The following is a 22,674-nucleotide window of genomic DNA, read 5'->3' on the forward strand; positions in this document are numbered from 1 at the left end:
CCGTCGCATCGTCGATGAATACGATCAGCGTGCAGCGCGGGCCACGATCCTCGAACCAGCGATGCTCGCTGCCGTCGATCTGAACCAGCTCGCCAAAATGGTCGCGACGAAGCCGTGGCTGATGAAACTGACGCCGCTGCTTGCGCGAAAGCCAGAGACCTTCCTCGCTCATCCACTTGCGCAGCGTCTCCCGGGAAACGCTCAAGCCGTGGCGTTCAAGAAGCATCTGGCTGGCAAAGGTCGGCCCAAAATCCCGATAGCTCTCGGTGACATAGGCCATGGCCATCTGGCGAACATGCGGTCCCAGCAAACGGTTGGAGGGTCGCCCGCGAGCGCGATGGCGCAGGCCCGCCGCACCGTGATCCGCAAACTGTCGCGCCAGACGATGCGCCTGGCGCCGCGTCACGTCCATGAGGTCGGCTGCCGCGGTCATCGTCAATCGGCCCGCAAAGACCGATGCCAGCACCTCAGCGCGGCGAAGCTCCCGTTCGCTCATCTCCACCCAGCCCATGCCAGACTCCAACGCACGTCACGGCGGAGGAGTGTGACATTCCTAGTTTGCCACGGTGAGACATTCTAACTTTGCGCCTACAAGAGTGATTCGCATAAGACATATTATGGAACTAACAAGCGGTTTGGACTGTGTTGCATTCCGGGGCCAATCGGCCTGACAGTCTCAGCAGAAATGGCGAAGGCATCGGGATTGCCGATATGCCGGCTGCGACCCTGAGATCGGCGATCATTCCACCAAGCCTTAGAGGCGCCGTCGGCGTGCGACACTGCGGTGCCCCGAGATTCCGGGCGTTGATTTGGCTCCATGCTCCCATTTGTCAGCAATCGACCGACTGTACGAAGCTGCGCATCGTCGCCATGGAACGGATTGCCTCGACCGGTTCCTTGCCGACGCCGATTGAGACGCGATCGAGGACGTCTTGGCAGGCCTTTTGGTCCGTCTCAGAAATGAAGCAGCGCTTGCGGCGGAAGATCGATCAGCAGCTTGGGTTTCTGTGCCAACCTTCGTTCGAGACATCCAGCGATTTAATAGCGGCTCCGCTGGGGCTCGAACAACGGATGTCGAGAACAGACTGTTCAGGCTGGATCGGCTGTACGGCCAACTGGCGCCGAACTGGTTCGGCCTCCCCGCCCGTTCGCGCTTTGCCACCAGCCATAATCGAAGGCCTCTATGCCATCTTCGACCCTGTCTCGACGCGCAATCCCTTTGAGACCGAGCGGCTTCGCTGTCGCAATCTGCTCGTATCTTGCAGATGCTCCGCTTAGGCCTTCGGCGTGGTGACACCGCCCTCCTCCTTGCCAATTCGATGAAAGATGATGTCGACTCGGAAACGGGCACCATCCTGACGCACCACTGACCGTTGCCACGGCCCGCGGTTCCGTTTCCGGTCGCACTGTCGACGCCACCAGTGCCACCTGTTCCGGCAGCTCCTGTGCCGCCGGCGCCGCCGCCTGCCAAAGTCGGACTGGCGGCGAGCGAGGTTAGCAGTGCAACTCCGGAGAGAAGGGCTGTGGCCGCATCGGCCAGTTCGAACGACAATTTCATTCCTCTTGCCAGTCAGGCAAAAATGCAGTGCAGGCGTAGGCATCGACGTATCCTCAATTCCCCGTGCTTACCGGTGCGGCGGCCTCGCAGCTTGAGAAGAGAGCTCTTCGCCCACACCGGCCCTAGCCGATAGAGGAGCCGCAGCCAGTCTCTCCAAGATCGGCACTGCAATCTGTCGTGCCAATTTCGCCTGAAGACGATGCCAACGGCGCTCTCCACCCGGATCTTTGCGCCTGCGCCGAGATGTTCCCGGGTAAGTATTCGCATCGGGACATCCCTGGCGGTATCGGTCACAACTTCCCTCAAGCGGCGCCACAGGCCTTCGCGGACGCCGTCCGTCGAAGCCGACAACTGCGTTCGATGCGGCGCGCTCTCCGGTTCACTGTTCCAGGACGAGCCGATTGACAGGGAGAAATCCATGCCCTTCACGCTCAAGATCAACGGCAAGACTCATCGCGTCGATGTTGATGACGACACGCCGCTTCTATGGGTCTTGCGGGACGTTCTCGGCATGACTGGAACGAAGTTCGGTTGCGGAGCCGCATTATGCGGCGCCTGCACCGTTCATATTGACGGCGTCGCCACGCGCTCCTGCATCACCCCGATCGACAGCATCGGTCAGTCGCAGGTGACGACGATCGAGGCCATCGGCATGACACCGGTCGGCGCGAAGATCCAGAAGGCCTGGCTCGACCGAGAAGTTGTGCAATGTGGCTACTGCCAATCCGGACAGATCATGTCGGCCACAGCGCTGCTGACGCAGAACCCTCACCCGAGCGATGCCGACATCGATGACGCCATGAGCGGCAATATCTGCCGTTGCGGCACATATCCGCGCATCCGCGAGGCGATCAAGCTCGCAGCCGGCATTGGCGGCTAGGGGGGCGATGATGATGATCCGCGATCGCAACCCAACCACCACATGCGACCGCGCCCCGTCGCGGCGAGGCTTCCTCGCGGCAAGTGCCGCGGTTGGAGGCGGCTTGATCTTGGGTCTCAACCTCCCAACTGGCCGCAGCGAGGCCGCCAGCCCTACTTCGTTCACACCCAACGCCTTCGTGCGGATCGGCAATGACGGGCGCGTTGTCCTGACCATGCCCTATGTCGAGATGGGCCAGGGTACCTACACCGCGATCCCGATGCTGATTGCCGAAGAACTTGAGGTGAGCCTCAAGGACGTCAGCCTCGAGCACGCGCCCCCGAATGAAAAGCTCTACGCCAACCCTCTGCTCGGCGTGCAGGCGACCGGTAATTCCAACGCTGTGCGAGGCGCATGGAAGCCGTTACGCGAGGCAGGAGCTGCAGCCCGGCTGATGCTGGTTGCAGCGGCGGCGAAGCGTTGGGGCGTCGAGGCGACGTCATGCCGAGCCGAGAATAGCGAAGTGATCCATCAGCCCAGCCAGCGCCGCCTCAAATACGGCGAATTGGCTGCGGAAGCCGCGAAACTCCCAATTCCCACCAGCGTCGCTCTCAAATCACCGGATGCGTTCAAGCTGATCGGCACGCGCGCCAATCGGCTTGATACGCCGGCGAAGGTCAATGGCACGGCCCTCTACGGCATCGATGCGCGCCCGTCGGGGGTCAAGTTCGCGACCCTCGCACAATCGCCGGTGTTCGGAGGTCGCCTGAAGCGCGTCGATGATACCGCAGCCAAGGCCGTCAAGGGCGTCCGTCAGATCGTCCGGCTCGACGACGCGGTGGCGGTTGTCGCAGACCATATGGGCGCCGCGAAAAAGGGCTTGGCCGCCCTCAAGATCGAATGGGACGACGGTCCGAACGCGTCGCTCACCACGGAAGCGATCGCGAAGGACCTCGAAGAGGCGGTCCGCGCCCCCGGCACGGTGGCGCAAAACATCGGTGATGCCGATAGCGCCATGGCGCAGGCCGCCACGAGGATCGACGCGATCTATCAACTTCCGTTCCTGGCTCACGCCACGATGGAGCCGATGAACTGCACGGTCTATCTGCGCAAGGATACATGCGAGATCTGGCTCGGCACCCAGGCAGTGGCGCGGGTTCAGGCGATGGCTGCGAAGGCTGCGGGTCTGCCTTTGGATCGGGTGATTGTCCATAATCACCTGATCGGCGGTGGCTTCGGACGACGGCTGGAGGCCGATGGAGCGGTTCGCGCCGTCGAGATCGCCAAACAGGTCAACGGCCCGGTCAAGGTCGTGTGGACGCGCGAGGAAGACATCCAGCACGACATGTATCGACCGTACTGGCTCGACAGGATTTCCGCTGGCCTTGATGACAAAGGTCGGCCGGTCGCCTGGATCAACCGGTTCGCGGGCCCCTCCGTCATCGCCCGCTGGCTGCCGCCGGCTTTCCAGAACGGGCTCGATCCCGATTCGACGGAGGCCGCAATCGACCTGCCTTACGACCTGCCGAATTTCCATGTCGAGTTCGTCCGGCGGGAACCGCCGGGCATTCCAACGGCCTTCTGGCGCAGCGTCGGCCCCTCGCACAATGTCTTCGTCACCGAGAGCTTTGTTGACGAGATGGCCGTGGCAGCCAAACAGGACGCAGTCGCGTTCCGTCGCTCGCTCCTCGGCAAGTCGCCGCGGGCAATGGCTGTCCTTGACCTAGCCGCAGAGAAGGCGGGCTGGGGCCAAGCCCTGCCCCAGCGCACTGGTCGAGGCATCGCGTTGCAGCACGCCTTCGGCAGCTACCTGGCGACCGTAGCTGAGGTTCAGGTCGCTTCGGATGGCGCCGTGCGCGTTCGCCGGGTCGTCTGCGCGATCGACTGCGGAATCGTCGTCAACCCGGACACGGTCGAGGCACAGCTCCAGGGCGGAGCGATTTTCGGCGCGACGGCGGCGCTCTACGGAGAAATCACACTGAAGCAGGGCCGCGTCGAACAAGCCAACTTCGACACCTATCAGATCATGCGGATCAACGAAGCGCCGGTCGTCGAAGTCCATATCGTCAAGAACGCCGAACTGCCGGGTGGCATCGGCGAAAATGGCACGTCCGCAATCGTTCCCGCCATCGCCAACGCTATATTTGCCGCCACGGGCAAGCGGCTCCGCAAGATGCCGGCAGATAGCAACTTGCTGAAGGAGGCGGGCTAGGCGACCGAACAAGAAGGCCGGCGGAGACTGTTCCTTGGTCCGCCGCGCTGCCGACAGGCAGGGCTGCCGCGCGCACCCTAAATCCTCACGCAGGTCATCGACATCAGGGAGGATCAATCATGAAGCTCCAGAGTCAGCTGACGCTTGCTGCGGGCTCGGCCGCGATGATCATTCTCGGAGGCGTCGCCCTATCCGCACAGGATAAGTATTCTTTGCAGTCGCCGAGCGGAATCGCCTTCTCCGACTTCAGGGGTTACGAGGATTGGTCGGTCGTTTCCTCGGCTCGCACCGACGAGGTGCTGAAGGTCATCGTCGCCAACCCGATCATGATCGACGCCTACAAGGCAGGGATTCCAGGCAATGGACAGCCGTTCCCTGATGGCTCCAAGATCGTGAAACTCCAATGGAAGCCGAAGAGGAGCACAGAGGCGCCGTTCATCGTCGATGTGCCCGATACCTTTTCTCAGGCTTTCGTCATCGAGAAGGACAGCAAGCGCTTTCCGGACAGCGGCGGCTGGGGGTACGCCTTGTTCAACTACGAGGCCGCATCGGACACTTTCACAGCCGATTCCAGTCCCTCAGACTGCGGCCACGTTTGTCATGTGAAGGTGAAGGCCAAGGACTACATCTTCCATCCTTACCAGAAGAGATGACGTTAGGTCCTGGAGCGATCGGCAGCGCAACAGGCGATGCTCGTGCCGGTCAGAGCTTGGACAGTTGACGGATGCGCTCTGTCAGTCGGGAGGCCCTTGCTTCCGTCATTTGTTCGCACCTGCCTCAACCTGAGCGCTTTTCCGGCTCTTCATTCAAAACGAGGCTGGCACATGTGCCGAGCGTCGCCAAATGATCAGAGGGGGCATTCACGCCGATCGTTGAGCATCTAAAAGGGGCGAACCGGGCTCCCAACGACGTTGTCGCCGGCGACGCATTGGCGTCCTCGACGCCGACGACGTGCATTCGGTGTGGCTGTACGGCTTGGCGGCTCGCGTGCTCAAAATGGCGCCGCCCTCGACAAGGCGATGTCACACGAGCGTGATGGCATCGTATCCCAGCGCGTTGTTGATGTCGTCGATCGACGTGAACGTGCCGCCGCCCGAAACACCGTCGATCTGGATGGTGCCGAAGCCGAAATCGAGAACGACGCTGGGGCCGGAATCGTCCACCGTCACCTCGACAGTCGTCGGATCGGCAACATCGACCTCGATGACGTCCTCGTCCCCCGCATTGAGGTCGGTGACTTCGTCATCGCCAAACGGAGTGTCGGCACCGTCACCGAAATGGAAGGTGTCGGTGCCTGCGCCGCCCGTCAGCAGATCATCGCCAGCGTCGCCGTATAGGTTATCGGCGCCGTTTCCGCCGTCGAGCTCGTCGTTGCCCTCGCCGCCATGGAGTTCGTCGCTGCCGGCGTCACCTTTGATCTCGTCGTCTCCGGCGTCGCCCCAGAGGGTGTCGTTTCCGGCCCCGCCAGTCAGGGCGTCGTTGCCGTCACCGCCATGGCCCGTGTCGTTGCCGTCCCCGCCACTCAACTCATCGTCGCCGGCGTCGCCATTCAACGTATCCGCATCCGCTCCGCCGCTCAGCGTGTCATCACCGTCGCCTCCATTGAGCGTATCCAGACCGGCTCCACCCTCCAGGGTGTCGTCACCGGCGCCACCGCCCATGGTGTCGTCGCCGTCACCGCCGTCCATGACGTCGTCGCCGGCGTTGCCCTCCATGATATCGTTGCCCGCATCGCCGCTCATCGTATCGTTGCCGGCATTGCCATTCATGGTGTCGTTGCCGTCGCCGCCATTCAGCGTATCGTTCCCGATACCGCCGTTCATGACGTCGTCACCGGCATCGCCGTTCAAGGTGTCGTTGCCGGCGCCGCCGTCCATCGTGTCGACGCCGGCCCCGCCGTTCAGCGTGTCGGCACCTGCCGCCCCGTTGAGGATATCGTCGCCATCGCCGCCATCGACGGTATCGTTGCCGGCGCCGCCATTGAGGGTATCGTTCCCGGCATCCCCGGACAGGGTATCGTCCCCGGCGTTGCCGTTGATGACGTCGTCGCCATCGCCGCCGCCGATCGTGTCGTTTCCGGCATCGCCGGACAGGGTGTCGTTGCCCTCGCCGCCGAGAATATTGTCGTCGCCGGCGCCGCCGCTGACGGTGTCGTCCCCGGCATCGCCGGCCAGGATGTCGTTGCCGGCATTGCCGTTGACGACGTCGTCACCGTCCCCACCGCTGATCGTGTCGTTGCCGGCATCGCCATCGAGCGTATCGGTGCCGACGCCGCCGAGAATATCGTCGTCGCCAGCTCCGCCGCTGACGAAATCGTTGCCGCCGTCCGCGTCGATCGAGTCATTGCCGGCGAAGCCGTGGATAATGTCGTCACCGCTCGTATCCGGAGGGGGGATGATGTCGTCGCCGGGTGTACCATTGATAATCGCCATGGCAGTTCTCCCTGCTGCAGAGCCCCTCGCATAGGCATGCGCCCGCCCATGCGCGGTCTTGCGCAGGGTATCGATCGTCACGGATCGAGAAATTTGCGAAGGTGGCGAAAGCTAGGAAGATGCAGGGGGGCGGCGCAATCCCCATTTGGAGACAAAATCCGTCGAGGCCGACGCTATTCCTATCTCACTTCCCAAGTCTAACTGGCTTAATCTATGGGAATTCGAGCGCTCAACGCTGCGATTTATACGGCAATCAATTGAAATATTCGACGAATGGATTCCGCCTAGCTATCGAGGCAAGCGCACCGACGCCGCCGGTAAGTCCGGCATCGCCGGATCGCTGACACTTGCAGGTGGTCATCGCCTCAAACCGTTTCTGTCACCAAATGGGGATTATGCCGGAGGATAAGCTTCCCTAGCGTCGCCTCTCCGCTTTCGGGCCGCCCTTCCATGGCTGCAAAGCGGCACCGGCCAAGTCCGGTGGTTGCGCAAATCCACGAAGGGGCGTGCTGGATCAAGGGAGGCGAGATCATGGCTGCGGTGGCGTGGGCGCTAGAGAATTTCCCGATAGCAACATGGCTGGGCAACAGGGGCTCCCCTCCCCGGATCGGAACTTCGCAGCTTCGGACGCGTCCGCCATACGGCGCGATCTGAAGCCAGCCTCCCATCACGCTCCAATGCGCCGGAGCATGATCTCGTCCGATCGGCTTTTCGGGGCGGCTTCATCCTCCCGCAACATCGCGCAAGCGCTTCTTTCAGTCCGAGGACACATGTCCGACGCGTCTGCAAGCCGCAGGAACCCTGGGTTCCGCACCAGGGTCACCGCCGACGCCGCCCTATTGAGGGGCAGCAGGCTTCTCATGGCGATCCCGGGATGGCGGGCGTTGCTCTGGGTCGTCGTCTTCAGCGTCGCGATCAATCTGCTCCTGCTGATCCTGCCCTTCTATTCGATCCAGGTCTTCGACCGAGTGATCACGAGCGGCAATATCGACACGCTCGTCGGGCTGACTGGCCTCGCCGTGGTGGCGCTCGGCTTCAGCGCCTGCTTCGACATCCTGCGCAATCGCCTGCTCGGGCGCTTCGCCGTCAGCTTCGAGCGATTGCTCGCGCCGCTCGTGCTCAAGGCGGCGATCACGGACTCGACGAAGCGGAACGAGGCCGGCACTCACGACATGGTCCGGGTGCGCGAACTCCGGAACATCCTGTCGAGCGGGACCGCCTCGACCTTGATCGACGCGCCTTTCCTGCCGGCCTTCGTAGTCGTGCTTTACCTGATTCACCCGTGGTACGGCACGATTGCGTTGATGGGCTCCCTGCTCCTGCTCCTGCTGGCGTTCGTGAGCGGGCGCGTGGCGCGTGCCGAGCTGGCGGAGGCGTCCGGGACGGCCCTGCGCGCGCAACGCGCCCTGGACGGCATCGTCGGCCATGCCAGCCTCGTCCGGGCGATGGGGTGGACGCATGGAGCGATCCGCGAATTCCTCCGGCTCAACGACGCGGCGCTGGCGCCCGTGGTCAAGGCGAATGAGCGGGTGGCCCTGATCGCCTCGCTCGCGCGCGCGGTCCGGATCATGCTCCAGGTCGCGGCGATCGGGACCGGCGCCTGGCTGGTGCTGCAGAACGAAGTGCTCAGCGGCAGCATGATGGCCAGCTCGATCCTCATCAGCCGCACTTTGGCGCCGATGGAGCAGCTCGTCGCCGGGCTGCGCACGCTGACCTCGGCGCGCGATGCCTGGGTTCACGTGCGCGGCGCCGCCGCCTCCGCCCTGATCTGCCAGGGCCGGACCCTCCTCCCGCCTCCCCTCGGCGCGCTCGACATCAACGCTGTCGCGTTTCGCAATCCGAATGCGAGGCGGTCGGCCCTGGCGGGCATCAGCTTCCGTTGTCCACCGGCCAGCGTCATCGTCGTCATCGGCCCGACAGGTGCGGGCAAATCGACACTGCTGCGGATGATCGCGGCGCTCGAAAAGCCGACGACGGGCACGATTCGGCTGGACGGCGCCTCGCTCGAGCACTGGGACCCGGATCAACTCGGCCGCTATGTCGGCTACCTGCCCCAGGATGTCGAATTATTGGGTGGCACCGTCGCCGAGGCGATCGCCGGCTTCGATGAAACGGCGACCGATGCCGACGTGATCGGGGCCGCCAGGCAAGCCAACGCGCATCAGATGATCCTGGCGCTACCGAACGGCTACGAGACCGATATCGGCCGGGATGGCAGCAAGCTCTCCGGCGGGCAGCGCCAGCGCATCGGGCTTGCCCGCGCGCTCTTCGGCAAGCGCAGGCTGATCCTGCTCGATGAGCCCAACTCCAATCTCGACCCGGAGGGCGAGGAGGCGCTGTGCGCAGCGATCCGGGAGGCGAAGGCGCGGGGAACCACGCTGGTCATCGTCACGCATCGCCCGCGCCTCTTCACTGTGGCGGACCTCATTCTCTTCCTGCGGGACGGCGTCCAGGTGGCGTTTGGTCCTCCCTGCGAAGTGCTCCCGCAGACCATGGCAGGCGCGACGCCGATGCGTCATTCACGCCCTGCCCCGAATGAGAAGGCCAGGTCCGACATCATCGACAGGAGGCGCTGATGCCTGCCGTCGCCACCCCCTCCCCGTCGCGCGGGCTCAGCGTCGTGCAGGACGGCCGGGCCGCCACACTCATCCGCGCCGTCGGCCCCGACCTGGCCCAGCTAGCGGATCTTCCACGGTCGGAGACCACCTCCCTCGTGCGCTGGGGCGCCCTGCTCCTGATCCTTCTCTTCGGCATCTTCGGCACCTGGGCTGCAGCCGTGCCGCTCGCGAGCGCGGTCATCGCACCTGGCGTAGTGAAGGTTTTGTCGCAGCACCGCGCGGTGCAGCATCTCGAAGGCGGGATCGTCAAAGCCATTCTCGTCCGCGAAGGCGAGCAGGCCGAACGCGGCCAGCTCCTCGCTCGGCTCGACACGACGCAGATCGAGGCCAATATCGGGGTTCTCGAAACCAAGCTATTCGCCGATCTTGCGATGGAGGCGCGTCTTGAGGCGGAACAGGCAGGCGCAGCCGAGGTTTCGTTCCCCGACGAACTGCAAACCAATACGACGAACAGGGAGGCGCGGTCGGCAATGGCGACGCAGCTTTCCGAATTCGCGGCAAGGGCCACCTCGCTCCAAGGGGAGCGCAAGCTCATCGATCAGCAGATATTGCAGCTCGAGGAAGCGATCCGAGGGCTTCAAAGCGGCTCTGGCGGCCTCGTGCGGCAGCTCGCCTACCTCCAGGAGGAAATCAAGGATACAGACTTTCTGCTGGCTAAGGGACTGGCCCGGCGACCGAAGGTTCTTGCGCTCAAACGAGCCGAAGCCGATGTCGAAGCCCAGATTGCGACAAATGCATCGTCGGTAGCCCAATCGAGAGGCAAGATCGCCGAGCTGGAGGACAGGCGTCGACAAACCGTCTACGCCTGGCTCGAGGACATCGCCAAGCAGAGCCACGCCGCGCGCGAACGGATCGCCGATGCGCGGCACCGGATAGCGGCGGCACGCGACATGCTGGTTCGGAGCGAGATCCGCGCACCGGAAGCAGGTCTCGTCGTCGGCCTCAACACGCGGAGCCTGAACGCGGTCCTCAATCCGCGTGAAACCCTGCTCGACATCGTTCCGATGCAGGATCGCTTGATCGTCGAGGGCGAGGTAAAGCCGAGCGATCGCAACGAGGTAAGGGTCGGGCAGCCCGCGCGCGTGCGGGTTCTCGCGCTCAACTCGAGACGCACGCCCCTGTTCGCCGGGGCCGTCACGATGGTCACGGCCGATGCACTCATCGACCCGAGATCTGGCAGGTCGTTCTACAAGGCCGAGGTTGACCTACAGCAAGCGCCGGAGCTCACTCCCTATTTCGCCTCGCTTCAGCCGGGCATGCCCGTCGAGATCTTCATTGAGACCGGGCGCAGGACTTTCGCGGAATACCTGCTGCAGCCGTTGATGCTACGCGTGCAGCGCGCCTTCAAGGAGAGTTGAACAACACGGCGGGGGATCAATGCGACGGAGGAGGCCTCGATGTTGCGGGACGATTCCATCATGCCGACGCCGCCTGGCAGAGCCGCGACGCTTCTCGCCCTGGAAGCTTTCGGACGGGCGATGCTCGGGCTGCTCGAATGCAAGCGATGCTTTGTCCTGACACTAGCCCCGCCGAACGGCTTCGCGGCAGCCGCCGTTCGTGTCGGCTTTGACAGTGACGTGCAGCCCTCGGCGGATGCGATCACGCATCTGGTGCATCGGCCGGACTGGCAGAGCGCCGGGCTGTTCGCGGTCGAAGCGACCGATACGCTCATAGCGGAATTGCTCGGGCGGGAGGCGGGCGAGGCCGGATACGCGCTTGCAGGGCGCCTGCCTGCGAGCGATGGAAATGATCTGGTTTTCCTGGCAGGCTGGCGGCCGCATTCCCTCTCGGCCGCGGAGATGGTCTGCATCTCGCGCGCCGCGAGCGTGATCTGGGCGACGACCCAGGGCTTCACGCAACGTCGACACGAAAACCTGAGTCTGGACACCCTGCTGCAGGAGCTGGCCTTTCCGGCCTTCGCCGTCGACCACCAGCTACGCCTCCTCGAAACCAACGATGCCGGCCGGCAGATGCTTCAGGCGAAGAACCCGGTTCGCCTCGACCATGGCGCCCTCGCCGGCCCCAACTCCCTCGTCAACAATCTCCTGCGCCACGCGCTGCGCGACACGATGGCATCCCGCTCAGGGCGAGGCTGGACGAACACGATCATTCCCCTGTCGACAGACCATCGCGCCTTTGCCTTCGCATGGATCGGCGCGGCGCCGACCGAGCGGCACATGGACCGGCTGCTCGTCGTCATCCCGCAGATCGATCCGGCGGCGGGGGCCAAGCGGATTGCGACGGCCTTCGGCCTGCCCTGGGCCGAGGAAAGAATCGTGATGCGCATCCTGGGTGGGGAGCCGCCATGCAAGATCGGCCAGACGCTCGATCTCACGGAAGCGACGGTCAGGACCTATATCAAACGCATCATGCTCAAGCTCGGCATCAATCGGCAGATCGAGTTTTTCCTGCTCTATATTTTGACGTTGTCACCCTTCGTCGAGGGATGTCGCGATCAGCTCTTTCCCGACGAGATACATCCTCCCAATTCATGCAGCGGGCCGCACCTGTTTCGGCATGAGGAGGCTTGATGTGACGGGCGGCGGCCCTTGTCTTCGCGTGGCCGCCGGGGCCGTCGCCGTCCTCGTTGTCCCGGTGGCCCTTGCCGGGGAGGCGCCGATCTTTGCCCTGCCGGTCGCCTGCGAGCCCGGCCGCAACTGCTTCATCCAAAACTATGTCGACGCCGACCCCACATCCTCGGCGCGGGATTTTCAGTGCGGCACCCTCTCCTATGACGGCCATAACGGGACGGATTTCCGCCTGCCGACCAAGGCTGCCCAGCGAGCAGGGGTCGAGGTCCTGGCTGCCGCCGCCGGCCGCGTCGTCCGGCGACGCGACGGCATGGCCGATATGTCCGTTCGCGACAGCGGCGCGGCGGCCGTGAAGGGCACCGAATGCGGCAATGCCGTCGTGATCGAGCATTCGGCCGGCTGGCAGACCCAATACTGCCACATGGCTCACGGCAGCCTGCGCGTCGAGGTCGGCGACCGGGTCGAAGCGCGTCAGGCGATCGGGCAGATCGGCCTGTCCGGCCTGACCGAATATCCGCATCTTCATTTCATCGTCCGTTATCGCGGCAAGATCGCTGACCCCTTCGCCTACGAGGCGCCGCCTCATTCATGTGGCGGCGGTCGCATGCTTTGGGAGCCCGCATCGGCGCCCCTGCTCGCCTACAGGCCGCGCTGGGTCTTGAATGTAGGCTTTGCCGCCGCCTCGTTGACGATGGCGACACTGGAGGCGGGTGACGCCGAACCGCCCCCGGGCATCGAAGCCCCCGCGCTCGTCGCCTATGTCCGCGGCATCGGCCTCAAGATCGGCGACGTGCAATCGATCGTCGTGAGCAATCCGTCCGGCCAAGTGATCGCCAGGCATGAAGCCTCGCCGCTCGAGCGAAATCAGGCGCAGACGCTGATCTTCACGGGGCTGAGGAAACCACCGGCCGGGTGGGCAAGCGGCACCTATCGCGCGAGATACACGGTGCTCAACGACAAGAACGAGGTTCTCGAACGAAGCTTCGATATCGAGCTTCAACAGAGCCGGCCGCACCCCTAAGCCGACCTTGTCGGCTTTCGGATTTGCCGCGTCCCTCCACGATGGGTTCAGCCGGCGTCGCGGCGCCGATAGGCGAAATAGCGCTCCTCGGGTATCTCGGCCGGAAGCGGCACGGCCTCGAAGGCGGGATCGTCGAGCGGCCAGCCGCTGACGATCAGCCCGCCGGGCTGCACCAATGCCGCCACTTGTCCTGGCAGCCATGCGAAGGCCACCCGGTCGCGCATGGGCACGCCCGTCGTGACATCGACATGGATCAGAATCGCCGCGGCGCCATGCCGGGCCGCGAAGGCCGGCAATGTCTGCTCCATCTCCCCGATGATGAGGAGGTGCTGCGGGGGCATCGATCGGGGATTCGGGCTGGGCGAGCGCTCGAAGACATGGATGTCGCGGCCGGGCAATCTCTCGCGCAGATGGTCGTATGTCCGGCCATTGCCGAGGCCGAGCTCAAGGATCAGGCCGTCCTTGTCCGCGGCGAAATCGGCTGCCCAGTTCAGCACGCTGCGCTGGGCCTTCAGACGGCGGATGAAACTGTCGAGCCGGCTCATGATCTTCGCCTGCCAATCTCTGCTTGATGCCGCAAATCGAGATTGCGGAACCGGTACGCATCTCGGCCACGCGCTTGCCAAACGGATGGGCCCGATGGCCTAATCCCCAAGACGGTCCGCATTGTCGGACACGCAGCGAAGGCCGGCAAGAGCCTCGCCCTGGGAGAGAGCCGATGATCACGAAGCGATACTTCATCGCGGCGACCGCCGCCGCATCCGTTCTGGCCTTGCATGCTCCGGCGTGGGCGGAAGCCTGGCCGGCGCGGCCGATCACCTTCATCGTGCCCTTCCCTGCCGGCGGCGGTACGGACGCGTTTGCGCGGCCGCTCGCCGCGCAGCTCGATCAGCAATTGGGCCAGCGCATCATCATCGAAAACCGCGGCGGTGCCGGCGGGACAGTCGGGGCCTCCGCAGCATCAAAGGCAAAGCCGGACGGGTATAGCTTCTTCGTCGGAGCCGCCCACCACGCCATCGCGCCCGCGCTATATCCAAAGCTCGACTACAGCATCGAGACCGATTTCATCCCGATCGCCGTCGTTGCCCAGCCGCCGCAGGTCATCGTCGTCCATCCCGGCAAGGTCCAGGCGAAGACCGTGGCCGAGCTGGTCGATTTCGCCAAGAAGAACCCGGAAAAGCTCAATTACGCCTCGGCCGGAAACGGCACGACGCATCATCTCGCCGGCGAACTGTTCCAGCTCTCGACAGGGACAAAGCTGACCCATGTGCCCTATCGCGGCGCCGGCCCAGCTTTGCAGGATACTGTCGCCGGGCAGGTCGATATCCTGTTCGACGGGCTCGGTTCCTCGGCAGCCCAGATCCAGAGCGGCGCCTTGCGGGCTCTGGCCGTTGCCTCGCCGACGCGCTCGGAGGCTGTGCCCGATGTTCCGACGGCCAAGGAGGCGGGCCTCGACGGCTACGAGGTCTCGACCTGGTATGCGCTCTGGGCTCCCAAAGGAACGCCGCCCGAGATCGTCGCACGAATGCGGACGGAGGTCGAGAAAGCGCTGAAGTCCCCGGCCATCGATGCGGCCTGGAAGAAGAACGGCTCCCCGATCCCGAGCCTGAGCGGCGACGCCTTCGGGCGCTTCGTTACGGCGGAGGTCGAGCGCTGGGGCAAGGTGGTCAAGGACGCTCAGGTCAAGCTGGAGTGAGGCCGACTCAGTGAAGCCTGACGTTCAGGACGCGCTATCGGCATCGCCATCGATGACGCTGTGGGCCGTCGCGTAGCCGAAGCCGAGCCGCGCCAGGGCGGCGAGATCCTTCTGACGGCAGGCGGCCCGCTCGTCCGGCCTGCGCCAGGGGCCAAGCCGGCGGCGCTTCGCGGCAATGCGGGCGGCGGCGATCTCGTCGCCCGCATCGGTGTTCGCGAATTCGCCCGCAAGATCGCGCGCTATCCCCTTGGCGGCCAGCTTGACCATAACGCTGCGGCTAGACTGCCCCTTGCGCCGCAGCGTCGCCGCCCGCGCCTCGGCGAAGCGGCGATCGTCGATCAATCCGCTGGACAGGCAGCGGGCGATCACATCGTCCAGTGCGGCGGCGTGATGCGCGGGATCGTCGCCGTGATGCCGACAGCTCACGGCGATCTTGCGCGCCAGCACGCGGCGCAGCTGCGCGGCGGGGGCCGAATAGCGTTCGAGATAGTGCATCGCCGCACGCTGGAGATAGTCGGCGGTGATGCGCCGCGGGGCGCGGGCAGGGCGAGCCCCCTGCCCCGGCTGGCGTTTGCTGTCGGACATGCTAGTCGGCCGCAGGCTTCGATCGGCCCGCCTTGACGCCGGAGCGGCGATCCTTCGAGGCGAGCCGGCGCTCCTTCGACGCCTTGGTCGGCTTCGTCGCGCGTCGAACGGTCGGGCGGACCGCGGCGGCGCGGATCATCTCCACCAGCCGCTCGACGGCCTCTTCGCGATTGCGCTTCTGGCTGCGATGCGTCTGGGCGACGATGACGATGACGCCATCCTGCGTCAGCTTGCTGCCGGCGAGCTTCATCAGGCGGATGGCGACCTCGTTCGGCAGCGACGGCGAACGGCGCACGTCGAAGCGGATCTGCACGGCGCTCGAGACCTTGTTGACGTGCTGGCCGCCGGGACCCGAGGCGCGCACGAAGCTCTCCTCGATCTCGCTCTCGTCGATGGCGATGGACGGGGTGACTTGAATCATGGGAGGAAGCTAGATCACGTCGCATTCGGATTGAAACATCCGAATGCGAAAAACGTGATCGATTCTGAAAGTTTAGAGCATTGCTTCAGCGAAAAACCGGTTCCCACTTTTTCGCGCAGCAATGCTTGACCGCAGATCATGGGGACAGGCAGCGTTGAAGCCCTCTCGCGACATCGAACGGCTGATCGAGATCATGGCGGCGCTGCGTGCGCCCGGAACCGGATGTCCCTGGGATCTGGAGCAGGATTTCGCGTCGATCGCTCCCTACACCGTCGAAGAGGCCTATGAGGTTGCCGATGCGATCGCGCGCGGCGACAAGCTCGACCTGAAGGACGAGCTGGGCGACCTCCTGTTGCAGGTGGTTTTTCATGCCCGTATGGCCGAGGAGGAAGGGTCCTTCGCCTTCCCGGATGTGGTGGAAGCGATCACCAGCAAGCTGATCCGCCGGCATCCGCATGTTTTCGGCGACGCGCGGGATCTCTCGCCGGCCGAAGTGAAAGTGCTGTGGCACCGGATCAAGGCCGAGGAGAAGGCGGCCAAGGCCGCGGCGCGCGAAGCAGCTGGCCTGCCGCCGCTGCAGGAGGACAGGAGCGTCCTCGCCGGCGTGCCGCACAACCTGCCCGCCCTCACCCGCGCCTGGAAGCTGCAGGCCCGAGCCTCGACCGTCGGCTTCGACTGGAACAACGCCCGGCTCGTGCTCGACAAGATCCGCGAGGAGACTGAAGAGATCGACGAGGCGCTCGCTGGCGGCGACAAGGCCGCCATCCAGGAGGAGATCGGCGATCTGCTCTTCGTGATCGCCAATCTCGCCCGCCATGTCGATGCCGATCCGGAGGCCTGCCTCAACGCCGCGAATGCGAAATTCGAGCGACGTTTCAAGGGTATCGAGACAGCGCTTGAAGCGGAGGGGCGAACCGCAAAGGAGGCGAGCCTCGACGAGATGGAAGCGCTCTGGCAGGCGGTGAAGAAGGCCGAGAAGGCGATCTGATCACGATAGTCGCCGTCAGGAGCAGACGACCTCCGGGGCCGGATCACGCGGGCTTTCGTGCAAGTGCAGGTCATCCCGGCCGGAGCGAAGCACCGAGCCGGTATCCATGGCTGAATCGTGCTCGGAAACGTTCTAGCATAGATCCCGGGTCAAGCCCGGGATGACCGCAGCTCCATGAAAAACCGGCAGAATTCGATCATATCCGACCCAAAACGGCACCTGACGTCGCCGGCCTTCACCCGTGGCGTTCAGCCTGCGGGAATCGGGCCGTGAAGGCCCCTTCCCGCTCCGGCGGCAGGCGAACGACGAGCTTGAGCCGGCCGTCCTCGGCGTCCGCGCGCTCCAGGATTTCGCCGTTGGCGTGGAGCCAGGCCAGCGACTTGCCATCGCCGGGCGCGAGTTCGAGCGCGTAGACTGGGCGGCTCAAGGCGATCCGGGTCTCGATGGCGCGGGTCAGGCGATCGATGCCCTCGCCGGTCAGCGCCGAGACGAGAACCGGCCGCGTTTCGGCGGGACGCAGCGACGCGACGCCGAGCTGGCGTTCGCGCTCGGCCGCATCGAGCAGATCCGCCTTGTTCCAGACTTCGACGACGCGCTGGCCATCATCCGGGTTGATGCCGAGATCGCGCAGGATCGCCTGGACATCCGCGGCCTGCGCCTGCGTGTCCTCATGCGAGACGTCGCGGACATGCAGCAGGACATCGGCCTCGATCGCATCCTCCAGCGTGGCACGGAACGCGGCAATGAGCTGCGTCGGCAGGTCGGAGATGAAGCCGACTGTGTCGGAGAGCATGATCCGGGCGCCATGCGGCAGCTTGATCGCCCGGGCGGTCGGATCGAGCGTAGCGAAGAGCATGTCCTGCGCCAGCACCTCAGCCGAAGTCAGCCGGTTGAACAGCGTGGACTTGCCGGCGTTGGTGTAACCAACCAGCGCAACGATCGGATAAGGCACGCGTTTCCGGCTCGCGCGGTGCAAAGAACGGGTTCGCTTCACGCTCTCCAGATCGCGCTCGATCTTGGTCATGCGCTCCTGGATGATGCGCCGGTCGGCCTCGATCTGCGTCTCGCCGGGGCCGCCGAGGAAGCCGAAGCCGCCGCGCTGGCGTTCAAGGTGGGTCCAGGACCGCACCAGCCGGCTCTTCTGGTAGTTGAGATGCGCAAGCTCGACCTGGAGCGCGCCCTCTTTGGTGCGCGCCCGCCGGCCGAAGATCTCGAGGATCAGGCCCGTGCGATCGATGACCTTGCAGCCGAAGGCCTTTTCGAGGTTGCGTTGCTGAACCGGCGACAGCGCGCAGTCCATCACGACGAGGCCGATTTCCTCGATCTTGATGCGCTCCGCCAGCTCCTCGACCTTGCCTTTGCCGAGATAGGTCGCGGGCCGCAATGCGGTCAGCAGCACCTGTACCGGCTCGACGACGGTCAGGTCGATCGCAGCCGCGAGGCCGACGGCCTCGTCCAGCCGCGCCGCGAAGGAACGCTGGTTGGCGTCGACGGAAACGCCGCGCTTCTGCAGATAGGGTCCCACGACGAAGGCGCGCGTATTCGCCGCGATGTCGCGTTCGATCTCGTCGAGCGGCTTCGCGCCTGTGACACGCGTGGCCGCCCGATCCTTGTCGTCCTTGTGGCTTGTCGCCAACTCAGTTCTTGTCCGTTTCCTCGGGCTCGAACAGCTGCACCGGGTGGCCGGGCATGATGGTCGAGATCGCATGCTTGTAGACGAGCTGCGAATGGCCGTCGCGGCGCAGCAGCACGCAGAAATTGTCGAACCAGGTGACGACGCCCTGCAGCTTCACGCCGTTGACAAGGAAAATCGTCAGCGGAATCTTCTGCTTGCGAACGTGATTGAGGAAAGTGTCCTGGAGGTTCTGAGCCCGCTCTGCGGCCATGGGTAGTCCCTGTTGTTGGGATCGGCGATCGGTTTACGCCCGCGATCCAGTTCGTTCCGTTCGGGTCGGCGGCGCATTCCGCCAGCCTCGGAACACCGACGCTCCATTAGATCGTCGAGTTCGTCTTCAACGCAAGTGCAGCAATGCCGCGTTTTTTCGCAGGTGCATCTGCGTGGCGTGCAGATGCACCCTACGAAAGGCTAGCCGACACCGAGTGACTTGAGCTTCCGGTGCAGGGCGGAGCGCTCCATGCCGATGAATTCGGCGGTACGCGAGATGTTGCCCGAGAAGCGCGCTATTTGTGCGATCAGATACTCGCGCTCGAAGATTTCGCGCGCATCGCGCAGCGCCAGGCTCATCAGCCGCTCGCCGCCCGAGCCCGATGGCGTTGTCGGCACCATCGCGCCGACCTCGGCCGGCAGCATCTCGATCGTGACCTCCGCGGTCGGATCGCCCTTGGTCAGGATCATCAGCCGCTCGACATTGTTGCGCAGCTCGCGGACATTGCCCGGCCACTCATGCGACTGCAGAACGGCCATCGCATCGGAGCCGATCCGCCGCTTGGGCAGACCGCTCGCCACCGAGATCTGGTCCATGAAGAACTCGATCAGCTCCGGCACGTCCTCGCGCCGTTCGGAGAGCGCGGGCACGCGGATCGGCACGACGCTGAGGCGGTGATAGAGGTCCTCGCGGAAATGCCCCTCGGCGATCAGTTGCGCGAGATCGCGGCTCGAGGAGGAGATGATGCGGACGTCGACATGGACCCGCGTCGCGCCGCCGACGCGCTGGAAGTTCTGGTCGACCAGCACGCGCAGGATGCGGTTCTGCGTCTCGCGCGGCATGTCGCCGATCTCGTCGATATAGAGCGAGCCGCCATGCGCCTCCTCAAGCGCGCCGACGCGACGCGAGCGCCCGTCCCCGCCCTCGACGCCGAAGAGCTCCTCTTCCATCGTCTCGGGCGTGATCGTCGCCGCATTGATGACGACGAAGGGGCTGTGCGAGCGGGTGGATGCCTCGTGCAGCGTCCGCGCCGCGAGCTCCTTGCCGCAGCCCGGCTCGCCCGTGATCAGGACGCGCGCATTGGTCGGCGCGACCCGCTCGATCGTCTGGCGGAGCTGGTTGACGACGGTCGTGCGGCCGACGATGCGGTTGGCCTGGACCGAACGGGTCTTGAGCTCCCGCACCTCGCGGCGCAGCCGCGACGCTTCCAGCGCACGCTCGGCGACGAGGACGAGCCTGTCCGCCTTGAACGGCTTCTCGATGAAGTCGTAGGCACCGCTCTTGATCGCGGACACCGCCGTCTCGATGTTGCCGTGGCCGGAGATCATCACCACGGCGAGATCCGGGTGACTCTCCTTGATCAGCTCGAGGACCTGCAGGCCGTCGAGGCGGCTGCCCTGCAGCCAGATGTCGAGGAAGACGAGGTTCGGCCGCCGCGCCGCGATCGCGGCCAGCGCCTCGTCGGCGGAGCCCGCCTTGCGGGTCCGGTAGCCTTCGTCCTCGAGAAGGCCGGCGACCAGATCGCGGATATCGACTTCGTCGTCCACCACCAGGATGTCAGCGCTCATCAACCTATCCCATTCTGCGAATCGTGAGTGACCGGGCCGGAACCCGGCCGGGCGGCATCATCGCCGCCATTGGCCTCGGAAGGGCCGGTTTCAGGGAACCAGAGGCGGATGCGGGCGCCTCTGGCACCGCTGGAGGCGTCCGGGCGGTCGAGCAGCTCGATGCCGCCGCCATGATCCTCCAGGATCTTGCCGACGATGGCGAGGCCGAGACCGGTGCCCCCTTCGCGCGTCGTCATATAGGGCTCCAGCAGCTTTTGGCGCTGGTCGGCCGGCAGCCCCTTGCCGTTGTCGATGATCTCGATGACGACGCGCCCGTCGTCGCGCCGCTCCAGGCGGACGTCGATGCGACCCTGGCCGCGCTCGTCGGCCGGAACCGCCTCGACCGCTTCCGTCGCGTTCTTGATGACATTGGTCAGAGCCTGGGAAATCAGGCGGCGGTCGAAGCGGGCAAAGACGGCTTCCGCCGGCAGGCTTTCCTCGATCGTCGTCTCCGGGTTGCCGACCCGCCAGAGGAAGACAGTCTGACGAACCGTTTCGACGATATCCTCGCGCGCCAGCGACGGCTTCGGCATGCGAGCGAAGGAGGAGAACTCGTCGACCATGCGCCGGATATCCTCGACCTGCCGCACGATCGTGTCGGTGCATTGGTCGAAGACATCCTTGCCTTCGATGATGACGCGGCCGAAACGGCGCTTGATCCGCTCGGCCGAAAGCTGGATCGGCGTCAGCGGATTCTTGATCTCGTGAGCGATGCGCCGGGCGACATCGGCCCAGGCGGCGGTGCGTTGGGCGGAGACGAGATCGGTGATGTCGTCCAGCGTCACCACGAGACCGGCGCTGAGCCCCTCGCCTTCGCGCACTGCGCGAATATTGACCATGCGGTCCTGCCCGGCCCGCGTCAGCGTCGCCTGCCCCGAGATCTGCCGCTGCCGGCCCTGCAGCGCGTCGGCGACCAGGCCCGCGACCTCGGGGGCGATCTCAGCGATCGGCCTGCCCAGCAGGCGGCCGCCAGTACCCAGGAGCGCCTCGGCCGAGCGATTGATCGTCGTGATGTGGCCATCGCCATCGAGGCTCAGCACGCCCGAAGAGACGCCCGAGAGCACGGTCTCGGTGAAGCGCCGTCGCCTGTCGATGACCTCGCTCGCCGTTACCAGGCTGTCGCGCTGGCGGCGCAGCTCCGCCGTCATCTTGTTGAAGGTCTCTCCGAGATGGGCCAGGTCGCCTTCCGATCTTCGGATCGGCACCTGGACGTAGAAATTGCCGCTGGAGACCTGATCGGTCGCATGAATCATCCGCCGGATCGGAGCGACCAGGCCGTTGGCGAAGCTGAGGCCAAGCCAGATCGCCGAGAGCAGCAGGATCAGCGCGATCAGACCGTACATCGAAGCGAAGGCGACCTGGACGCCTTTGCGGCGGGCGTCGATCGACAGGTATTCGACAGCCGCGCCACGCGCGACCGCCGGGAACTCGACCGCCAGCGGGTCGACCTCCCGCGCGATGTGCAGGAAGCTGTTGCCGTAGGCGGGCAGTTTCACCACCGCCCCGAAGACCCGGCCGGTGCGCGGGATGACGCAGATCGGCTCCGGTGCCGACTGGGCGTCGTCGAAAGCGGCCTGATCAGGCTTGGGAGCGTCCTTCAACACGTCGATATTGGCGCGCACCAGAACCTTGTCCGGCGGTTGCATGATCGCGGCGACGGGGACGCCGAGCGCTGTCGCGCGCGAGGTCAGGAAGTTTTCGAACCATTTGCGGTCGGCGTCATAGGCAGGTTTGGCGCGCGTGAGATCGTCTGCGAGCACACGGATTTCGCGGCCCAGCGAGCGGCACTGGCTCGCCGCATAGGCATCCGCCACCTCGACCGATTTGAAGATCGCATCCCGCATCCGGTCCGAGAACCAGGGCTCCAGGCCCCGCTCGATGGTGACGGTTGCGATCACCGCGACGAGAACGGCCGGCAGCGCTGCCACGATGCTGAAAAGGCCGACGATCCGCACATGCAGCCCGGCCGCTGCAGCTCCCGCCTTGCGGGCGCGGATCAGCACGGCCGCCTCGATGGCGACGACGACGAGCAGAGCCAGAATCAGAAGTGCATTGAGAACGAAGACGCCAATCACGACCTCATGCACCGGGGCGATCGGCGTCGCGCCCGACAGGACGAGGAAGGTGAGCAGCGCCGAGACCAGCGCCAGAAAGACGATGATCCCACCGATCCAGCCGGAAACGCGGCGGGATTTCTCCTCGCCGCGCGGCATCATTCTGGCTTCAGTTGCGGAAGCGGACACGTGTGCTGACAACTCCG

18 protein-coding genes are annotated in these 22,674 nt (G+C 64.9%); 9 read left to right on the plus strand and 9 right to left on the minus strand.

Annotated features, from left to right (window positions below; genetic code table 11):
• Positions 1-511 (minus strand): helix-turn-helix domain-containing protein (locus AC1DDA_RS00005; protein ID WP_476794126.1); only part of this gene is annotated, 511 nt, incomplete at its 3' end.
• A 1,465-nt stretch (positions 512-1,976) separates the two neighbouring features.
• Between AC1DDA_RS00005 and AC1DDA_RS00010 the strand changes: the two genes are divergently transcribed.
• The 3 genes from AC1DDA_RS00010 (at position 1,977) to AC1DDA_RS00020 (ending at position 5,282) form a co-directional block, all read left to right on the plus strand.
• The gene (locus tag AC1DDA_RS00010) at positions 1,977-2,438 is read left to right on the plus strand and encodes a (2Fe-2S)-binding protein (protein ID WP_476795102.1); all 462 of its coding nucleotides are present in this window, start codon (positions 1,977-1,979) and stop codon (positions 2,436-2,438) included.
• 13 nt (positions 2,439-2,451) lie between these two features.
• Positions 2,452-4,629: a xanthine dehydrogenase family protein molybdopterin-binding subunit gene (locus tag AC1DDA_RS00015; RefSeq protein ID WP_476795103.1), complete on the plus strand. Its 2,178-nt coding sequence runs from the start codon at positions 2,452-2,454 to the stop codon at positions 4,627-4,629.
• Between the two features lie 119 nt (positions 4,630-4,748).
• Positions 4,749-5,282 (plus strand): cytochrome P460 family protein, encoded by a 534-nt coding sequence (locus AC1DDA_RS00020; RefSeq protein ID WP_476794127.1) that lies wholly within the window; start codon positions 4,749-4,751, stop codon positions 5,280-5,282.
• A gap of 369 nt (positions 5,283-5,651) precedes the next feature.
• Here the strand turns inward: AC1DDA_RS00020 and AC1DDA_RS00025 are convergent, their stop codons facing one another.
• Positions 5,652-7,061, minus strand: coding sequence for a calcium-binding protein (locus AC1DDA_RS00025; RefSeq protein WP_476794128.1), 1,410 nt, complete (start codon positions 7,059-7,061; stop codon positions 5,652-5,654).
• Positions 7,062-7,921: 860 nt separating this feature from the next.
• On the opposite strand from AC1DDA_RS00025, the gene AC1DDA_RS00030 reads away from it, so the two are divergent.
• Genes AC1DDA_RS00030 through AC1DDA_RS00045 form a run of 4 tightly spaced genes read left to right on the plus strand, consistent with a single transcriptional unit; the run spans position 7,922 to position 13,231 of the window.
• On the plus strand, positions 7,922-9,637 hold the full coding sequence (locus AC1DDA_RS00030; protein WP_476794129.1) for a type I secretion system permease/ATPase: 1,716 nt from the start codon (positions 7,922-7,924) through the stop codon (positions 9,635-9,637).
• Positions 9,637-11,037, plus strand: coding sequence for an HlyD family type I secretion periplasmic adaptor subunit (locus AC1DDA_RS00035; RefSeq protein ID WP_476794130.1), 1,401 nt, complete (start codon positions 9,637-9,639; stop codon positions 11,035-11,037). The genes AC1DDA_RS00030 and AC1DDA_RS00035 overlap by 1 nt, the downstream gene beginning before the upstream one ends.
• Positions 11,038-11,076: 39 nt before the next feature.
• Positions 11,077-12,210 carry a helix-turn-helix transcriptional regulator gene (locus AC1DDA_RS00040; RefSeq protein WP_476794131.1) on the plus strand — a complete coding sequence of 378 codons (1,134 nt, stop codon included), beginning with the start codon at positions 11,077-11,079 and terminating at the stop codon, positions 12,208-12,210.
• A gap of 1 nt (position 12,211) precedes the next feature.
• Positions 12,212-13,231 (plus strand): M23 family metallopeptidase, encoded by a 1,020-nt coding sequence (locus AC1DDA_RS00045; RefSeq protein WP_476794132.1) that lies wholly within the window; start codon positions 12,212-12,214, stop codon positions 13,229-13,231.
• 47 nt (positions 13,232-13,278) lie between these two features.
• Here the strand turns inward: AC1DDA_RS00045 and AC1DDA_RS00050 are convergent, their stop codons facing one another.
• Positions 13,279-13,776 carry a class I SAM-dependent methyltransferase gene (locus AC1DDA_RS00050; RefSeq protein WP_476794133.1) on the minus strand — a complete coding sequence of 166 codons (498 nt, stop codon included), beginning with the start codon at positions 13,774-13,776 and terminating at the stop codon, positions 13,279-13,281.
• Positions 13,777-13,949: 173 nt separating this feature from the next.
• On the opposite strand from AC1DDA_RS00050, the gene AC1DDA_RS00055 reads away from it, so the two are divergent.
• Positions 13,950-14,927 (plus strand): Bug family tripartite tricarboxylate transporter substrate binding protein, encoded by a 978-nt coding sequence (locus AC1DDA_RS00055; protein WP_476794134.1) that lies wholly within the window; start codon positions 13,950-13,952, stop codon positions 14,925-14,927.
• 24 nt (positions 14,928-14,951) lie between these two features.
• On the opposite strand, the gene AC1DDA_RS00060 is transcribed toward AC1DDA_RS00055, so the two are convergent.
• Together AC1DDA_RS00060 and arfB are read right to left on the minus strand one after the other, a co-directional pair.
• Positions 14,952-15,512 carry a regulatory protein RecX gene (locus AC1DDA_RS00060; RefSeq protein WP_476794135.1) on the minus strand — a complete coding sequence of 187 codons (561 nt, stop codon included), beginning with the start codon at positions 15,510-15,512 and terminating at the stop codon, positions 14,952-14,954.
• Between the two features lies 1 nt (position 15,513).
• On the minus strand, positions 15,514-15,933 hold the full coding sequence (gene arfB, locus AC1DDA_RS00065; protein WP_476794136.1) for an alternative ribosome rescue aminoacyl-tRNA hydrolase ArfB: 420 nt from the start codon (positions 15,931-15,933) through the stop codon (positions 15,514-15,516).
• A 154-nt stretch (positions 15,934-16,087) separates the two neighbouring features.
• Here arfB and mazG point away from each other — a divergent pair, with 154 nt between their 5' ends.
• Positions 16,088-16,921, plus strand: coding sequence for a nucleoside triphosphate pyrophosphohydrolase (gene mazG, locus AC1DDA_RS00070; protein ID WP_476794137.1), 834 nt, complete (start codon positions 16,088-16,090; stop codon positions 16,919-16,921).
• A gap of 235 nt (positions 16,922-17,156) precedes the next feature.
• Here mazG and hflX read toward each other — a convergent pair whose 3' ends face one another.
• The 4 genes from hflX to AC1DDA_RS00090 all read right to left on the minus strand — a co-directional run bounded on the left by hflX (position 17,157) and on the right by AC1DDA_RS00090 (position 22,657).
• On the minus strand, positions 17,157-18,485 hold the full coding sequence (hflX, locus tag AC1DDA_RS00075) for a GTPase HflX (protein WP_476795104.1): 1,329 nt from the start codon (positions 18,483-18,485) through the stop codon (positions 17,157-17,159).
• A gap of 73 nt (positions 18,486-18,558) precedes the next feature.
• Positions 18,559-18,807: an RNA chaperone Hfq gene (gene hfq / locus AC1DDA_RS00080; protein WP_038365847.1), complete on the minus strand. Its 249-nt coding sequence runs from the start codon at positions 18,805-18,807 to the stop codon at positions 18,559-18,561.
• A gap of 200 nt (positions 18,808-19,007) precedes the next feature.
• Positions 19,008-20,375 carry a nitrogen assimilation response regulator NtrX gene (ntrX, locus tag AC1DDA_RS00085; RefSeq protein WP_441513334.1) on the minus strand — a complete coding sequence of 456 codons (1,368 nt, stop codon included), beginning with the start codon at positions 20,373-20,375 and terminating at the stop codon, positions 19,008-19,010.
• Positions 20,375-22,657, minus strand: coding sequence for a sensor histidine kinase NtrY-like (locus AC1DDA_RS00090; protein ID WP_441513333.1), 2,283 nt, complete (start codon positions 22,655-22,657; stop codon positions 20,375-20,377). The genes ntrX and AC1DDA_RS00090 overlap by 1 nt, the downstream gene beginning before the upstream one ends.
• Positions 22,658-22,674: the final 17 nt, after the last annotated feature.

The organism is Allobosea sp. 10N428 (assembly GCF_056394545.1).

What these genes read in the sequence shown, in the direction of transcription:
- AC1DDA_RS00010 (WP_476795102.1), top strand. Translation starts at nt 1,977, where the DNA reads ATGCCCTTCACGCTCAAGATCAACGGCAAGACTCATCGCGTCGATGTT.
- AC1DDA_RS00015 (WP_476795103.1), top strand. Translation starts at nt 2,452, where the DNA reads ATGATCCGCGATCGCAACCCAACCACCACATGCGACCGCGCCCCGTCG.
- AC1DDA_RS00020 (WP_476794127.1), top strand. Translation starts at nt 4,749, where the DNA reads ATGAAGCTCCAGAGTCAGCTGACGCTTGCTGCGGGCTCGGCCGCGATG.
- AC1DDA_RS00025 (WP_476794128.1), bottom strand. Translation starts at nt 7,061, where the DNA reads ATGGCGATTATCAATGGTACACCCGGCGACGACATCATCCCCCCTCCG.
- AC1DDA_RS00030 (WP_476794129.1), top strand. Translation starts at nt 7,922, where the DNA reads ATGGCGATCCCGGGATGGCGGGCGTTGCTCTGGGTCGTCGTCTTCAGC.
- AC1DDA_RS00035 (WP_476794130.1), top strand. Translation starts at nt 9,637, where the DNA reads ATGCCTGCCGTCGCCACCCCCTCCCCGTCGCGCGGGCTCAGCGTCGTG.
- AC1DDA_RS00040 (WP_476794131.1), top strand. Translation starts at nt 11,077, where the DNA reads ATGTTGCGGGACGATTCCATCATGCCGACGCCGCCTGGCAGAGCCGCG.
- AC1DDA_RS00050 (WP_476794133.1), bottom strand. Translation starts at nt 13,776, where the DNA reads ATGAGCCGGCTCGACAGTTTCATCCGCCGTCTGAAGGCCCAGCGCAGC.
- AC1DDA_RS00055 (WP_476794134.1), top strand. Translation starts at nt 13,950, where the DNA reads ATGATCACGAAGCGATACTTCATCGCGGCGACCGCCGCCGCATCCGTT.
- AC1DDA_RS00060 (WP_476794135.1), bottom strand. Translation starts at nt 15,512, where the DNA reads ATGTCCGACAGCAAACGCCAGCCGGGGCAGGGGGCTCGCCCTGCCCGC.
- arfB (WP_476794136.1), bottom strand. Translation starts at nt 15,933, where the DNA reads ATGATTCAAGTCACCCCGTCCATCGCCATCGACGAGAGCGAGATCGAG.
- hfq (WP_038365847.1), bottom strand. Translation starts at nt 18,807, where the DNA reads ATGGCCGCAGAGCGGGCTCAGAACCTCCAGGACACTTTCCTCAATCAC.
- ntrX (WP_441513334.1), bottom strand. Translation starts at nt 20,375, where the DNA reads ATGAGCGCTGACATCCTGGTGGTGGACGACGAAGTCGATATCCGCGAT.